This is a genomic window from Pseudomonas sp. R3-18-08, from assembly GCF_003852065.1.
Taxonomy (GTDB): Bacteria; Pseudomonadota; Gammaproteobacteria; order Pseudomonadales; family Pseudomonadaceae; genus Aquipseudomonas.
The window spans coordinates 5300482-5316077 of sequence record NZ_CP027729.1 but is presented as its reverse complement, the minus strand read 5'-3'; the positions used below and the strand labels follow the sequence as shown (position 1 = coordinate 5316077).

The 15596-nt window shown below is 61.8% G+C and carries 15 protein-coding genes; 12 read left to right on the top strand and 3 right to left on the bottom strand.

The genetic code is table 11. From position 1 onward, the window contains the following. The first annotated feature begins 4 nt into the window (after positions 1-4). From C4J92_RS24495 to fdhA, 8 genes are all read left to right on the top strand, one after another. Entirely contained in the window at positions 5-733 is a 729-nt protein-coding gene (locus tag C4J92_RS24495; protein WP_124405488.1) for a TraX family protein, read from the top strand. A 237-nt stretch (positions 734-970) separates the two neighbouring features. Beyond that, positions 971-2224: a serine hydroxymethyltransferase gene (gene glyA, locus C4J92_RS24490; RefSeq protein WP_124368610.1), complete on the top strand. Its 1254-nt coding sequence runs from the start codon at positions 971-973 to the stop codon at positions 2222-2224. 22 nt (positions 2225-2246) lie between these two features. Beyond that, entirely contained in the window at positions 2247-3497 is a 1251-nt protein-coding gene (locus tag C4J92_RS24485) for a sarcosine oxidase subunit beta (protein WP_057723607.1), read from the top strand. A 15-nt stretch (positions 3498-3512) separates the two neighbouring features. Beyond that, entirely contained in the window at positions 3513-3815 is a 303-nt protein-coding gene (locus C4J92_RS24480; RefSeq protein WP_124372093.1) for a sarcosine oxidase subunit delta, read from the top strand. Beyond that, positions 3812-6829, top strand: coding sequence for a sarcosine oxidase subunit alpha (locus tag C4J92_RS24475; protein ID WP_124405487.1), 3018 nt, complete (start codon positions 3812-3814; stop codon positions 6827-6829). Before C4J92_RS24480 ends, C4J92_RS24475 begins: the two co-directional genes overlap by 4 nt. Positions 6830-6952: 123 nt before the next feature. Next, positions 6953-7585, top strand: a complete 633-nt coding sequence (locus C4J92_RS24470) for a sarcosine oxidase subunit gamma (RefSeq protein ID WP_124372091.1) — start codon at positions 6953-6955, stop codon at positions 7583-7585. A 120-nt stretch (positions 7586-7705) separates the two neighbouring features. Then, a complete protein-coding gene (gene purU / locus C4J92_RS24460) occupies positions 7706-8563 on the top strand; it encodes a formyltetrahydrofolate deformylase (RefSeq protein ID WP_124364704.1) in 858 nt (285 codons plus the stop codon). 190 nt (positions 8564-8753) lie between these two features. Beyond that, complete coding sequence (gene fdhA / locus C4J92_RS24455) at positions 8754-9953, top strand: formaldehyde dehydrogenase, glutathione-independent (RefSeq protein ID WP_057723611.1); 1200 nt, start codon at positions 8754-8756, stop codon at positions 9951-9953. A gap of 55 nt (positions 9954-10008) precedes the next feature. Here the strand turns inward: fdhA and C4J92_RS24450 are convergent, their stop codons facing one another. Continuing rightward, positions 10009-10467: a DUF3757 domain-containing protein gene (locus C4J92_RS24450; RefSeq protein WP_124405485.1), complete on the bottom strand. Its 459-nt coding sequence runs from the start codon at positions 10465-10467 to the stop codon at positions 10009-10011. Positions 10468-10732: 265 nt separating this feature from the next. Further along, positions 10733-11191 (bottom strand): anti-sigma factor domain-containing protein, encoded by a 459-nt coding sequence (locus C4J92_RS24445; RefSeq protein WP_124372088.1) that lies wholly within the window; start codon positions 11189-11191, stop codon positions 10733-10735. 125 nt (positions 11192-11316) lie between these two features. On the opposite strand from C4J92_RS24445, the gene C4J92_RS24440 reads away from it, so the two are divergent. After that, positions 11317-11889: a DUF2780 domain-containing protein gene (locus tag C4J92_RS24440; protein WP_124364702.1), complete on the top strand. Its 573-nt coding sequence runs from the start codon at positions 11317-11319 to the stop codon at positions 11887-11889. Here the strand turns inward: C4J92_RS24440 and C4J92_RS24435 are convergent. Further along, entirely contained in the window at positions 11886-12773 is an 888-nt protein-coding gene (locus C4J92_RS24435) for an acyltransferase (protein ID WP_124405484.1), read from the bottom strand. The genes C4J92_RS24440 and C4J92_RS24435 overlap by 4 nt on opposite strands. Before the next feature lie 171 nt (positions 12774-12944). Here C4J92_RS24435 and C4J92_RS24430 point away from each other — a divergent pair, with 171 nt between their 5' ends. Genes C4J92_RS24430 through creC form a run of 3 tightly spaced genes read left to right on the top strand, consistent with a single transcriptional unit; the run spans position 12945 to position 15577 of the window. Then, positions 12945-13460, top strand: coding sequence for an ATP-dependent zinc protease (locus C4J92_RS24430; protein ID WP_372237481.1), 516 nt, complete (start codon positions 12945-12947; stop codon positions 13458-13460). A gap of 9 nt (positions 13461-13469) precedes the next feature. Then, entirely contained in the window at positions 13470-14138 is a 669-nt protein-coding gene (gene creB / locus C4J92_RS24425; protein WP_124405483.1) for a two-component system response regulator CreB, read from the top strand. Next, positions 14138-15577: a two-component system sensor histidine kinase CreC gene (creC, locus tag C4J92_RS24420; RefSeq protein WP_124405482.1), complete on the top strand. Its 1440-nt coding sequence runs from the start codon at positions 14138-14140 to the stop codon at positions 15575-15577. The genes creB and creC overlap by 1 nt, the downstream gene beginning before the upstream one ends. The last annotated feature ends 19 nt before the right edge of the window (positions 15578-15596 follow it).

Sequence of the window (15596 nt, the reverse complement as noted above, 5' to 3'; positions counted from 1 at the left end):
AATTATGCACGGTACTGAAACGATTCCTGTCGGACGTATCCGCGATGGCGCTTTGGATCTGCTCAAGTGGCTCGCGCTGCTGAGCATGGTGCTGGACCACCTGCGCTATGTGGGGTTGAGCCTGGATGGGCTGTACGTGCCGGGGCGCCTGGCGTTCCCGTGGTTTTGCCTGGCGATCGCGGCGAACCTGCATCGCGCGCGCAATGCGCCGATGAACGGCCAGTGGCGCTACCTGGGCTGGTTGCTGGTGTTCAGTGTGATCAGCGAAGTGCCTTATCGGCTGTTTATCGAGGATGCCGATACGTTGAATGTGCTGCCGACCCTGGCGCTGGGCGTGCTGGTTGCCAGGGGATGGCAGCACAAAGCCCTTGTTGATCGAGGCTTGGCGCTGCTGGCGCTCGCAATAGGCGCTGTATTTTCCACGCAACTGATGTTCGGTTTTTTTGGTGTATTGCTGCCACTGGCGATGCTGCTGGTATTCAGTCGGCCATGGTATTTCAGCGTGTTGCCGGGTTTGGTCTGCGTGGCCGCCAACCAATGGCAGATTTTGCTCAACAGCGGCTCGATCGTTGCGCTGACCGGGTTGGCCGCGTGCCTGATCGCGCCATTGGCCGGATTGGTCTTGTTGCGACATGCCAAAAGCGCCTCCCCGCCAGCCATGCGTCGCTGGGCGTACGCGCTCTATCCCCTGCATTTCCTGCTGCTGCTACTCCTTCGCACGGTCAACGCCTAACCCATGTGGGAGGGGGCTTGCTCCCGATGGCGGAGTGTCAGCCACAGCCTATGCAAGCTGACCCACCGCTATCGGGAGCAAGCCCCCTCCCACATTTATTTCTGTGTTGTTTGAGCAATGTCGTAAACGCACCTTTGCGTGGCGTGCGCAGGCATTTGACCTGCACGCGCCAGCCCTACCATCGCATCAAAGGGCCCTGCACGGGCCTCAACAATACGAAAGGCTGGGAGAGACGCGATGTTCAGCAAACAAGACCAGATCCAGGGATATGACGACGCACTGCTGGCGGCGATGAATGCCGAGGAGCAGCGTCAGGAAGATCATATCGAGCTGATCGCGTCGGAGAACTACACCAGCAAGCGCGTGATGGAAGCTCAAGGCAGCGGCCTCACCAACAAATACGCCGAAGGCTATCCGGGCAAGCGCTACTACGGTGGCTGCGAGCATGTGGACAAGGTCGAGGCCCTGGCCATCGAGCGCGCCAAGCAGCTGTTCGGCGCCGATTACGCTAACGTGCAGCCGCACTCCGGCTCGTCCGCCAACAGTGCGGTGTACCTAGCGCTGATCAATGCCGGCGACACTATCCTCGGCATGAGCCTGGCCCACGGCGGCCACCTGACCCACGGCGCCAAAGTGTCGTCCTCGGGCAAGCTGTACAACGCGGTGCAGTACGGCATCAACACCGATACCGGCCTGATCGACTACGACGAAGTCGAGCGCCTGGCCGTGGAGCACCAGCCGAAAATGGTCGTGGCCGGTTTCTCTGCCTACTCCAAGACCCTGGATTTCCCCCGCTTCCGTGCGATCGCCGACAAGGTAGGTGCGCTGCTGTTCGTCGACATGGCCCACGTCGCCGGGCTGGTGGCCGCCGGTCTGTACCCGAACCCGCTGCCCTACGCGGACGTGGTCACCACCACCACCCACAAGACCCTGCGCGGTCCACGCGGTGGCCTGATCCTGGCCAAGGCCAACGAAGCCATCGAAAAGAAACTCAACGCGGCCGTCTTCCCTGGCGCCCAGGGCGGCCCGCTGATGCATGTGATCGCCGGCAAGGCGGTGTGCTTCAAGGAAGCGGCAGAGCCCGGCTTCAAGGCGTATCAGCAACAGGTGATCGACAATGCCCAGGCCATGGCCGAAGTGTTCATCAAGCGCGGCTACGATGTGGTCTCCGGTGGCACCGACAATCACTTGTTCCTGGTCAGCCTGATCCGTCAGGGCCTCACCGGCAAAGACGCGGACGCGGCCCTCGGCCGCGCCCACATCACCGTCAACAAGAACGCTGTGCCGAATGACCCGCAGTCGCCGTTCGTGACCTCGGGCCTGCGCATCGGCACCCCGGCGGTGACCACCCGTGGCTTCAAAGTGCCGCAGTGCATCGAACTGGCCGGCTGGATCTGCGACATCCTCGACAACCTCGGCGACGCCGATGTCGAGGCCAACGTGGCCAAGCACGTGTCTGCCCTGTGCGCTGATTTCCCGGTTTATCGCTGAGCGCGGTTTTGGAGTAATGACTATGCAACGCTACTCAGGCTTCGGCCTCTTCAAGCACTCCCTCAGCCATCACGAAAACTGGCAGAAGATGTGGCGCACGCCGACCCCCAAGAAGGTCTACGACGTGGTCATCGTCGGCGGCGGCGGGCATGGTCTGGCGACCGCTTACTACCTGGCCAAAGAGCACGGCATCACCAACGTGGCCGTGGTCGAGAAAGGCTGGCTGGGCGGCGGCAACACGGCGCGCAACACTACCATCGTGCGTTCCAACTACCTGTGGGATGAGTCGGCGCACCTGTATGAACACGCGATGAAACTCTGGGAGGGTTTGTCCCAGGACCTGAACTACAACGTGATGTTCTCCCAGCGCGGGGTGTACAACCTGTGCCACACCCTGCAGGACATCCGCGATTCCGAGCGTCGCGTCAGCGCCAACCGCCTCAACGGCGTGGATGGCGAGCTGCTCGACGCCAAGCAGGTTGCCGACGAGATTCCTTACCTCGACTGCTCCAAGAACACCCGCTACCCGGTCCTCGGCGCCACCGTGCAACGTCGCGGCGGCGTGGCCCGTCACGATGCCGTGGCCTGGGGCTTTGCCCGTGCCGCTGACGCGTTGGGCGTGGACTTGATCCAGCAGACCGAAGTGATCGGCTTTCGCAAGGAAAACGGCGTGTGCATCGGCGTGGAAACCAACAAGGGTTTTATCGGCGCCAAGCGCGTCGGTGTGGTCACGGCCGGTAACTCCGGGCACATGGCGTCACTCGCCGGGTTCCGTTTGCCGATCGAATCCCACCCGCTGCAAGCGTTGGTGTCGGAGCCGATCAAGCCGATTATCGACAGCGTGATCATGTCCAACGCCGTGCACGGCTACATCAGCCAGTCCGACAAGGGCGACCTGGTGATCGGCGCCGGTATCGACGGCTACAACGGCTACGGCCAGCGTGGCTCGTACCCGGTGATCGAACACACCATCCAGGCCATCGTCGAGATGTTCCCGGTATTGTCCCGGGTGCGCATGAACCGCCAGTGGGGCGGCATCGTCGACACCACGCCGGACGCCTGCCCGATCATCTCCAAGACCCCGGTGCCGAACATGTTCTTCAACTGCGGGTGGGGTACCGGTGGCTTCAAGGCCACGCCGGGCTCAGGCAACGTGTTTGCCGCGAGCCTGGCCAAGGGTGAAATGCACCCGTTGGCCGCGCCATTCTCCATCGACCGTTTCCACAACGGTGCGCTGATCGACGAACACGGCGCTGCGGCCGTCGCCCACTAACAGGAGAAATTTCCTATGTTGCATATCTTCTGTCCTCACTGTGGCGAACTGCGCTCCGAAGAGGAATTCCACGCGTCCGGCCAAGCGCACATCCCGCGCCCGCTGGACCCGAATGCCTGCACCGATGCGCAGTGGGGCGACTACATGTTCTTTCGCGACAACCCCCGTGGCCTGCACCACGAACTGTGGATTCACGCCGCCGGTTGCCGCCAGTACTTCAACGCAACGCGCGACACCCTGACTTACGAAATTCTTGAAACCTACAAGATCGGCGAGAAGCCGCAATTCACCGCCAAGGCCGCTGGAGAGAAGGTATGAGCCAGATCAATCGCCTGTCCAACGGTGGCCGGATCGACCGTAACAAAGTCCTGACCTTTACCTTCAACGGGCAGAGCTACAAGGGCTTTGAAGGCGACACCCTGGCCGCTGCACTGCTGGCCAACGGCGTCGACATCATCGGCCGCAGCTTCAAGTACTCGCGCCCTCGCGGCATCTTCGCCGCCGGCGCCGAAGAGCCGAACGCGGTGCTGCAGATCGGCGCCACCGAAGCCACCCAGATTCCCAACGTGCGCGCCACGCAACAAGCGCTGTACCAAGGCCTGGTTGCCACCAGCACCAACGGCTGGCCGAGCGTCAACAACGACATGATGGGCATCCTTGGCAAGGTCGGCGGCAAGCTGATGCCGCCGGGTTTCTACTACAAAACCTTCATGTACCCGCAATCGTTCTGGATGACCTACGAGAAGTACATCCGCAAGGCGGCCGGTCTTGGCCGTTCGCCGACCGAGAACGATCCGGACACCTACGACAACTTCAACCGTCACTGCGATGTGCTGGTGGTCGGGGCGGGCCCGGCTGGCCTCGCCGCTGCACTGGCGGCTGCGCGCAGCGGTGCGCGGGTGATCCTTGCCGATGAACAGGAAGAGTTCGGTGGTTCGCTGCTGGATTCGCGCGAAAGCCTCGACGGCAAGCCGGCGACCGAATGGGTTGCCAGCGTGATCGCTGAGCTCAAAGCCCTGCCGGACGTGCTGCTGCTGCCCCGTGCCACCGTCAACGGCTACCACGACCATAACTTCCTGACCATTCACGAGCGCCTTACCGACCACCTTGGCGACCGCGCGCCGATCGGCGTGGTGCGCCAGCGTATCCACCGTGTACGTGCCAAGCGTGTGGTGCTGGCCACCGGTGCGTGCGAGCGTCCGCTGGTTTATGGCAACAACGATGTGCCGGGTAACATGCTGGCCGGGGCCGTCTCTACTTACGTGCGCCGCTACGGCGTGGCGCCGGGCAAAAAGCTGGTGCTGTCGACCAACAACGACCACGCCTACCGCGTTGCACTGGACTGGCTCGATGCGGGCCTGCAAGTGGTCGCGGTGGCCGATGTACGCCACAACCCACGCGGCGCGCTGGTTGAAGAAGCCCGCGCCAAAGGCATTCGTATCCTCACCGGCAGCGCCGTAGTCGAAGCGCGTGGCACCAAGCGCGTGAGCGCTGCCCGAGTGGCCGCAATCGATGTGAAAGCACATAAAGTCACCAGCCCCGGCGAGTGGCTGGACTGCGACCTGGTGGCCAGCTCCGGCGGCTACAGCCCGGTGGTCCACTTGGCCTCGCACCTGGGCGGCAAGCCGACCTGGCGTGAAGACATCCTCGGTTTCGTGCCGGGCGAAGCGCCGCAGAAACGCGTGTGCGTCGGCGGTATCAACGGCGTCTACGGCCTGGGCGATTCCCTGGCCGATGGATTCGAAGGCGGCGTACGTGCGGCCAGCGAAGCCGGGTTCGCCCCGGTTGAAGGCGTGTTGCCGAAAGCCTTGAGCCGTCTGGAAGAGCCGACCCTGGCGCTGTTCCAGGTACCGCACGAAAAAGTTACCGCACGGGCGCCGAAGCAATTTGTCGACCTGCAGAACGACGTGACCGCCGCCGCCATCGAACTGGCTACCCGCGAAGGTTTCGAGTCGGTCGAGCACGTCAAACGCTACACCGCACTGGGCTTTGGTACCGACCAGGGCAAGCTGGGTAACGTCAACGGCCTGGCCATTGCCGCGCGCTCGCTGAACGTGACCATCCCGCAGATGGGCACCACCATGTTCCGTCCCAACTACACACCCGTGACATTCGGTGCGATAGCGGGTCGTCACTGTGGGCACATCTTCGAACCGGTGCGCTACACCGCGCTGCAAGCCTGGCACGTGAAGAACGGCGCCGAATTTGAAGACGTCGGCCAGTGGAAACGCCCGTGGTATTTCCCGCGCAACGGCGAAGACCTGCACGCTGCGGTCAAACGCGAATGCCTGGCCGTGCGCGACAGCGTCGGCCTGCTGGATGCGTCCACCCTCGGCAAGATCGATATCCAGGGCCCGGATGCCCGTGAGTTCCTCAACCGTATCTACAGCAACGCCTGGACCAAGCTCGACGTGGGCAAGGCGCGCTACGGCCTGATGTGCAAGGAAGATGGCATGGTCTTCGACGACGGCGTCACCGCCTGTCTGGCCGACAACCACTTCCTGATGACCACCACTACTGGCGGCGCAGCGCGCGTTCTGCAGTGGCTGGAAATCTACCAGCAGACCGAATGGCCGGACCTCAAGGTGTACTTCACCTCGGTCACCGACCATTGGGCGACCATGACGCTGTCTGGCCCTAATAGCCGCAAACTGCTGAGTGAAGTCACCGACATCGACCTGGACAAGGACGGCTTCCCGTTCATGACCTGGAAAGAAGGCCTGGTGGGCGGCGTACCGGCGCGGGTGTTCCGTATCTCGTTTACCGGCGAGCTGTCGTACGAAGTCAACGTGCAGGCCGACTACGCCATGGGCGTGCTGGAACAGATCGTCGAGGCCGGCAAAAAGTACAACCTGACGCCGTACGGCACCGAAACCATGCACGTCCTGCGCGCCGAGAAGGGCTTCATCATCGTCGGCCAAGACACCGACGGCTCGATGACCCCGGACGACCTGAACATGGGCTGGTGCGTAGGCCGTACCAAACCGTTCTCGTGGATCGGCTGGCGCGGCATGAACCGCGAAGACTGCGTGCGTGAAGAGCGCAAGCAATTGGTAGGCCTCAAGCCGATCGACCCGAGCGTGTGGCTGCCGGAAGGCGCACAGTTGGTGTTCGATCCGAAGCAGACGATCCCGATGAAGATGGTCGGTCACGTCACCTCAAGCTATGCGCACAACTCCCTGGGCTATTCGTTTGCCATGGGCGTGGTGAAGGGCGGCTTGAAGCGCATCGGCGAACGGGTGTTTTCGCCCCAGGCCGATGGCAGCGTGATCGAGGCGGAGATTGTGTCTTCGGTGTTCTTTGATCCGAAAGGTGAGCGGCAGAACATCTGATAGACCGAGTCGCCTGCATCGGGGGCAAGCCCCCCTCCCACAGGGAATGCATTCCAAATTGTGGGAGGGGGCTTGCCCCCGATGAGGCCATCAGCCTCACAACAGAATTCAGACAGGTGCTTTATGACAGCAGCCAACGTATACCAACAACGCCCCACCACCGGTGCCAAGGCCGAGTCGTCGCTGCATCATGCCGACCTCGCCAGCCTGGTCGGCAAGGGCCGCAAGAATGCCGGCGTGACCGTGCGTGAAAAGAAACTTCTGGGCCACCTGACCATCCGCGGCGACGGCCATGACGCCGCGTTCGCCAGCGGCGTGCACAAGGCCCTGGGCATCGAACTGCCTGGCGCTCTGCAGGTCATCGTCAACGGTGAAACCAGCCTGCAATGGCTCGGCCCGGACGAGTGGCTGTTGATCGTGCCAGGCGGCGAAGAGTTCGCCGCCGAACAAAACCTGCGCGCGGCGTTGGGCGACCTGCATATCCAGATCGTCAACGTCAGCGGCGGCCAGCAAATTCTTGAACTCAGCGGTCCGAACGTGCGCGATGTGCTGATGAAGTCCACCAGCTACGACGTGCACCCCAACAACTTCCCGGTGGGCAAGGCGGTGGGCACGGTGTTCGCCAAGTCGCAACTGGTGATCCGTCATACCGCAGAAGACACCTGGGAACTGCTGATCCGTCGCAGCTTCTCGGACTACTGGTGGTTGTGGTTGCAGGACGCCTCCGCCGAGTTTGGCCTGAGCGTTCAAGCCTGATCGTTCCCACGCTCCGCGTGGGAACGCATCCCGGGACGCTCGGCGTCCCAAGAGCGGACGCAGAGCGTCCATGGCGGCATGCCCACGCAGAGCGTGGGAACGATCAAGGAGTCACGCACAATGAGCCGCGCACCCGATACATGGATTTTAACCGCCGACTGCCCCAGCGTGCTCGGCACGGTGGACGCGGTCACCCGCTACCTGTTCGAGCAGGGCTGCTACGTCACCGAGCACCACTCGTTCGATGACCGCCTCTCGGGCCGGTTTTTCATCCGCGTGGAATTTCGCCAGCCGGACGGTTTTGACGAGCAAGCCTTTCGCGACGGCCTGGCCACGCGCGGCGAAGCCTTCGGCATGATCTTCGAGCTGACGGCGCCCAACTACCGGCCCAAAGTGGTGATCATGGTCTCCAAGGCGGACCACTGCCTGAATGACCTACTGTATCGCCAGCGCATCGGCCAATTGTCGATGGACGTGGTCGCGGTGGTGTCCAACCACCCCGATCTGAAACCCTTGGCCGACTGGCACCAGATTCCCTACTTCCATTTTCCGCTGGACCCCAACGACAAGCCGTCCCAGGAGCGCCAGGTATGGCAAGTGGTGGAAGACACCGGCGCCGAGTTGGTGATTCTTGCGCGCTACATGCAGGTGCTGTCGCCGGAACTGTGCCGCAAGCTGGACGGCAAGGCGATCAACATCCACCACTCGTTGCTGCCGGGCTTCAAGGGCGCCAAGCCCTATCACCAGGCGTACAACAAGGGCGTGAAACTGGTCGGCGCCACGGCGCATTACATCAACAACGATCTGGATGAAGGCCCGATCATCGCCCAGGGCGTGGAGGTGGTGGATCACAGCCACTATCCCGAGGACCTGATTGCCAAGGGGCGGGATATTGAAGGGCTGACATTGGCGCGGGCGGTGGGGTATCACATCGAGCGGCGGGTGTTTTTGAACGCCAATCGGACGGTGGTGCTCTGACTGACGCTATCGGGAGCAAGCCCCCTCCCACATTTTTAAATTGTGAATACCAGCAAATGTGGGAGGGGGCTTGCCCCCGATGAGGCCCTCAAAAACAACGCAAAAACAGCATCTGTAACCCGAGCACTTAAACGCGCTGCCCACCTGACAGGGCAACGCAGTTCCATAAAAACAACAGCGAGGTGAAAGCATGTCTGGCAATCGTGGTGTCGTGTATCTCGGCAACGGCAAGGTCGAAGTACAGAAAATCGACTATCCCAAAATGCAGGACCCCCGTGGCAGGAAGATCGAGCACGGCGTCATCCTGCGCGTGGTCTCCACCAACATCTGCGGCTCCGACCAACACATGGTGCGCGGCCGCACCACCGCCCAGACCGGCCTGGTGCTGGGGCATGAAATCACCGGCGAAGTGATCGAGAAGGGCAGCGACGTCGAGAACCTGAAGATCGGTGACCTGGTGTCGGTGCCCTTCAACGTAGCGTGCGGTCGTTGCCGCTCCTGCAAGGAAATGCACACCGGCGTGTGCTTGAGTGTCAACCCGGCGCGCCCGGGCGGTGCTTACGGCTATGTCGACATGGGCGACTGGACCGGTGGCCAGGCTGAATACGCGCTGGTGCCTTACGCCGACTTCAACCTGTTGAAACTGCCGGACCGCGACAAGGCGATGGAGAAAATCCGCGACCTGACGTGCCTCTCCGACATCCTGCCGACCGGCTATCACGGCGCGGTCACGGCAGGCGTTGGCCCTGGCAGCACGGTGTACATCGCCGGTGCCGGCCCCGTGGGCCTCGCCGCTGCCGCGTCAGCACGTCTGCTGGGCGCTGCGGTTGTGATCATCGGCGACGTCAACCCGATCCGCCTGGCCCACGCCAAGGCCCAGGGCTTTGAAATCGCCGACCTGTCCACCGACACGCCGTTGCACGAACAGATTGCCGCGCTGCTCGGCGAGCCGGAAGTGGACTGCGCCGTCGATGCCGTAGGCTTTGAAGCACGCGGCCACGGCCACGACGGCGTCAAGGCCGAAGCCCCGGCCACGGTGCTCAACTCACTGATGGGCGTGGTGCGCGTGGCGGGCAAGATCGGTATCCCTGGCCTTTACGTCACCGAAGACCCAGGCGCTGTCGATGCCGCCGCAAAAATGGGCAGCCTGAGCATTCGCTTTGGTCTGGGTTGGGCCAAATCCCACAGCTTCCACACCGGGCAAACGCCGGTGATGAAGTACAACCGCCAGCTGATGCAGGCGATCATGTGGGACCGTATCAACATCGCTGAAATCGTCGGCGTGCAGGTCATCAGCCTGGATGACGCGCCACGTGGCTATGGCGAGTTCGATGCGGGTGTGCCGAAGAAGTTTGTGATTGATCCGCATAAAATGTTCAGCGCGGCGTGACCGCAAAAAAGGCGACCTGCGGGTCGCCTTTTTTTCGTTTAAAACCCGGTATTCGCTACCTGTCCAGCGTGCTGTATTCAAACTCGCAATCTGCTTGCTTATTTGAACTGCAGGATTCAACCCTGTCGGGAGCGGGCTGATCGACTTTCCATTTTGCTCCTTGGGCACCCTTCCAGTCTCTGAATGAATACAGGGTCATTCGAGCGAATGCGTTTTGAGGGGTACCGTCATAATCACAAGAGACGACGTCTGTATTCCCCTCGGAGCTTTTAGCCCGATAGGCTGCTGCCGAAAACACGAATGTTTTCAAGTCGCCTTCCTGGCCCTCTGGGTTATGGCCTTTCCAAACGCTTCCGTCGGGACCATTCGCTTCATAGATGTAACCACTCTCCGGTGCCTGTGCCGGCTGTTGGCGGATAACCTCCGCCGAGGGGCATTTCATGTTTTGTGCCACGGCGCTGCCGCAGAATATCGAAAAAAGCGCTGCGCTCGTTACTAGGGATTTAAGCATCATGTCGGAATCCTTTGCATAGACAAGGGACTTGATTTTGGAACGGGCGGGCAGACGTCGCTACTGTCAGAATTGACAGTTCGCTATAACTGTTTGCAATGGCAAGGCCATGCCTTATTTCGAGGGGGCCGATCCGTACACCAGCCCCAAAGTGACGATTGATAAAATAGAAAAGGGCGACCTGCGGGGCCGCCCTTTTTGCATCTGCAGCTGAAGCCGCCAGCTGATCACATCCAGCAAGCCCCTTCCCACAAGGGATTTAGGGTGTTTAGCGTGCGGCCAGCGCACCCTGGTAGACGGTCGGGCCGGTTGGCTGCTTGCTCAGCGAGCCACCCTTGGTCTCGGAACTCACCATCAGCTCCACCGGCTTGCTGATGCTTTCCTGCTGACGCGGGTTCAGGCCAATGATGCCTTTGCCATCTTCCGGCAAAAGTCCCAGGGACACAGGCGTGCCGTCTTTGGGGATGGCCCACAGCTCCAGGCTCTGGTCGGGCGCAGGCGCCGTGGCGGCAATCGGCTGTACTTCCAGATAATCCTTGTGCGCCATGATTTGCGCGGCCGGCTGCTGGGTCGTCGTCACCAACGTCGCCGCGGATTTGACGCTGTCCTGGGTGTAGAGCGCGCCGCCGATGCCAGCAGCCACTACGGCGCAGGCGCCGATGAACAGACGCGGGCGGCTCCAGAAGGCAGGCTTGTGCTCAATCACTTGGGGTTGGATCGCAGTCATAAGTCTCTTCCTGACAAATTTTGTAGTCAGTTCCTAGACCCGCTTATCCCCGATGGGTTCCGGAACAACCGACGGGATACCCAGTCCAACGCCTGCTTTTGCACCTATTTCCTGAGGTTGTCTTGATGAAGATTTCACGCGGTTTTGCCCTTTCCTGCCTGTTGACCGTGGCCGCCAGCCCGGTGTTTGCCGCAGGCTTCAGCCTCGGCGATGCGGCCAACGCCATCTCCGGCATGCAAGGTGGCAACAACAAGGCCGCTGCCGCTGCTCCAACATCGGAGACGGCCGACCTGCTGACAGCCCTGACCTCTCAACTCAATATCACCCCGGAGCAAGCCGTCGGCGGCACGGGCGCGATGCTGGGCCTGGCGAAGAACAAGCTGAGCAGCAATGACTTTTCGCAGCTGGGCGACAGCGTGCCGGGCCTCGATAAACTGTCGGGTAACAACGCCCTGGGCAGCCTGGGTGCCTTGAGCGGGATGCTCGGCCAGGCCGGCGGCAGCAAGACCAGCGGCCTGGACGGCCTGCTGGGCAACGTGAAAAACACCAATGACTTGAACACCGCGTTCAGCGCCCTGGGCATGGACAGCGGCATGATCGGTCAGTTTGCCCCGGTGATCCTGCAATACCTGGGCGGGCAGGGCGCCGATAGCTCGGTGCTGGGCAAGCTGGCCCAGGCTTGGGGCACCGGCAGCTAAGACTGCTGCGCGCGCAGCTGCTCGATGCGCGTATCCTTCTCCCGCCAGAGCTGGTTGACCCAGTTCTGGACGGTCAGGCGAAACGCCGGATCGTTCTCGTAGTCCCCCTGCCACAACGCCGCGTCCAATTCACGGGTGCGGATATCCACGATCACCTTCGGCACCGCGCCGCTGATCAAATCCCAGAACCCTGGAATCTTCGGCTGTGGATACACCACGGTCACGTCGAGGACGGCATCCAACTGCTCGCCCAGCGCCGCCAACACGAAGGCCACGCCGCCCGCCTTCGGTTTGAGCAGTCGGTTAAACGGCGAGTCCTGCTGCTTGCGTTTAGCCTCGCTGAACCGCGTGCCTTCCAGGTAGTTGACCACCGTCACCGGCTGGCGCTTGAACAGCTCGCAGGCCTCTTTGGTGATCTTCAGGTCCTGCCCGGCCAGCTCCGGGTGCTTGGCCAGGTACGCTTTGGTGTAGCGCTTCATGAACGGATAATCCAACGCCCACCAAGCCAGGCCAAGGAAGGGCACCCAGATCAGCTCTTTTTTCAGGAAGAATTTGAAGAACGGCGTACGCCGGTTCAGCGCCTGGATCAGGGCTGGAATATCCACCCAGGACTGGTGGTTGCTGATGACCAGGTAAGAGGTGTCGCCCCGCAGGTCTTCACCGCCGCGAATATCCCACTGGGTGGGAATGCACACCGCGAAGATCAGCTTGTCGATCTCGGCCCAGGTCTCGGCGATCCACATTACCGCCGATGACGCGTAGTCACGCGAGCGGCCCGGTGCCACCAGCTTGAGCAGGGCAAACACCAGCAAGGGGCCGATCAAAATCAGCGTGTTGAGTAACAGCAGCAGTGTGACCAAACAGCCGGTGAGCAGGCGGCGCATAAGCAACTCTTGAAATTCTGTGGGCGGGCAATGATAAGCAAGGTGAGTCTAGAGGCCAAATCGCAAATGGCTGTACGAATGTTTCACAACGTGCCGGTTATGCTCGGTGATCCAACTAAGTGCCGTGCGTGCGGTCTAGAATCCGTCCACTTCTTTCGAGGAAATCATGCCGTGAAATTGCTCCTTGGCGCGTTCGCCCTAGTTTTTCCCGTTATCACCGCCATGCCTGTGATGGCCGCCGAACCGACCCTCTACGGTCGCTACGAATACATTCAATTGCCGGAAATCGGCCAGACCTTCAAGGCCAAGATGGACACCGGCGCGTTGACCGCCTCGCTGTCGGCCCGCGATATCGAAACCTTCACCCGTGATGGCGACGATTGGGTGCGCTTCCGCCTCGGCGGCAAGGACGCCGACAACAAAGTCTACGAGCACAAGGTCTCGCGCATCAGCAAGATCAAGAGCCGCGCCGACGAAGATGACGACAAGGACGAAGCCAGTGTGGCCAAGCGCCCGGTGATCGACCTGGAGATGTGCCTGGGTGACGTCAAGCGTACCGTCGAGGTCAACCTTACCGATCGCAGCAGCTTCAATTACCCGCTGCTGATCGGCGCCAAGGCCTTGCGTGAATTCGGTGCAGCAGTAAACCCGGCCCGTCGTTACACTGCCGACAAACCGGACTGCTGACGGACCCACATGCCGCATATCCTGATTGTCGAAGACGAAGCGGCGATTGCCGACACGCTGATTTTCGCCCTGCAAGGCGAGGGCTTTAGCACCACCTGGCTGAGCCTGGGCCAGGCGGCGCTGGAGCATCAGCGCCAAACCCCGGCCGACTTGATCATCCTCGACATCGGCCTGCCCGACATCAGCGGTTTTGAAACCTGCAAGCAACTGCGCCGGTTCAGCGAAGTGCCGGTGATGTTCCTCAGCGCGCGCGATGGCGAGATCGACCGGGTGGTGGGGCTGGAAATCGGCGCCGACGATTACGTGGTCAAACCCTTCAGCCCGCGTGAAGTAGCGGCCAGGGTGCGGGCGATTCTCAAGCGGGTCGGCCCGACTGTGGCGCCTGCGGTGTTCCAGGTCGACCTGGAGCGCATGCAGATCCACTATCGCAGCCAGCCGCTGAGCCTGACGCGTCACGAATTCCGCCTGCTGCAAAGCCTGCTGGAACAACCCGAACGTGTGTTCAGCCGCGAGCAACTGCTGGACGCTGTAGGCGTACCCGCCGACGCCGGCTATGAGCGCAATATCGACAGCCATATCAAAAGCCTGCGCAGCAAACTGCGCAGCGTGGCCGCCGATGCCGAACCGATCCAGACGCATCGCGGCCTGGGTTACAGCTACAGCCCGAGCCACAGCTGATGCGCCTGGGGCTGCGGATTTTCCTGGTGTACGCGCTGTTTATCGGCCTGACCGGTTACTTTGTGCTCAACACGGTGATGAAGGAAATCCGCCCCGGCGTACGCCAGTCCACCGAAGAAACCCTGGTGGACACCGCTAACCTGCTCGCCGAAATCCTGCGCACCGATGTGAAGAACGGCACCCTCGGCCAGAGCCACTGGCCGCAGGTGCTCAAGGCTTACGGCAATCGTCAGCCGGGTGCGGTCATCTGGGGCCTGCCGAAGAACCAGGTCAACCACCGCATCTATGTCACCGACGCCAAGGGCACGGTATTACTCGACTCCACGGGCGAGGCGGTGGGCCAGGACTATTCCAGGTGGAACGACGTGTACCTGACCCTGCGCGGTGAGTACGGCGCGCGCTCAACCCGCAGCGAAGCGGATGACCCAACCTCGTCGGTGATGCACGTGGGCGCGCCGATTCGTGACGACGGCCGGATTATCGGCGTGGTGACCGTGGCCAAGCCCAATAGCTCGTTACAGCCCTACGTCGACCGCACCGAGCGGCGCCTGCTGTGGTATGGCGCCGGGCTGGTGATTCTGGGCCTGCTGCTGGGCGCACTGTTGTCTTGGTGGCTGAGCGTTGCCCTGAAACGCTTGACCGCCTATGCCGAGGCCGTCAGCGAAGGGCGTCGCGCCGAGTTGCCCCATTACCGTGGCGGCGAGCTCAAGCAGTTGTCCACCGCTGTCGAACACATGCGCACGCAGTTGGAGGGCAAAGCCTATGTCGAACATTACGTGCACACCCTGACCCACGAACTGAAAAGCCCGCTGGCGGCCATTCGCGGCGCGGCGGAGTTGCTGCAGGGCGACATGACCCGCGAACAGCAGCAGCGTTTTGTCGGCAATATCGACAGCGAAAGCGCGCGCCTGCAGCAGCTGATCGAGCGGTTGTTGAACCTGGCACAGGTGGAGCAACGCCAGGGGCTGGAAGAACAATCGAGTATCCCGCTGGCGGGCCTGGTCGATGATGTACTCAAGGCGCAATGTGCGCGGATCGAAAGCGCCGGCCTGCAGGTCGAGCAAAGTATCGGCGCCGATGTGCGGGTGTTTGGCGAACCCTTCCTGCTGCGCCAGGCCCTGGGCAATCTGCTGGATAACGCCCTGGATTTCACCCCGCCCGGCGGCGAATTGCGGTTCAGTGCGCAGGTGCGGCACAACGACGTTCGGATAAGCCTGTTCAACCAGGCCGCGCCGATTCCGGATTACGCCTTGCCGCGCCTGAGCGAGCGTTTCTATTCCCTGCCGCGTCCGGCCAGCGGGCGCAAAAGCACCGGCCTGGGCCTCAACTTTGTCGAAGAAGTGATGAAGCTGCACGGCGGCGCGCTGCAGATCGGCAACGTACCGGGTGGCGTGGAGGTGGTGCTGCATCTCCACACAATCTCCACACTGCCCACATAAATCCCCCACACAGGCTGCC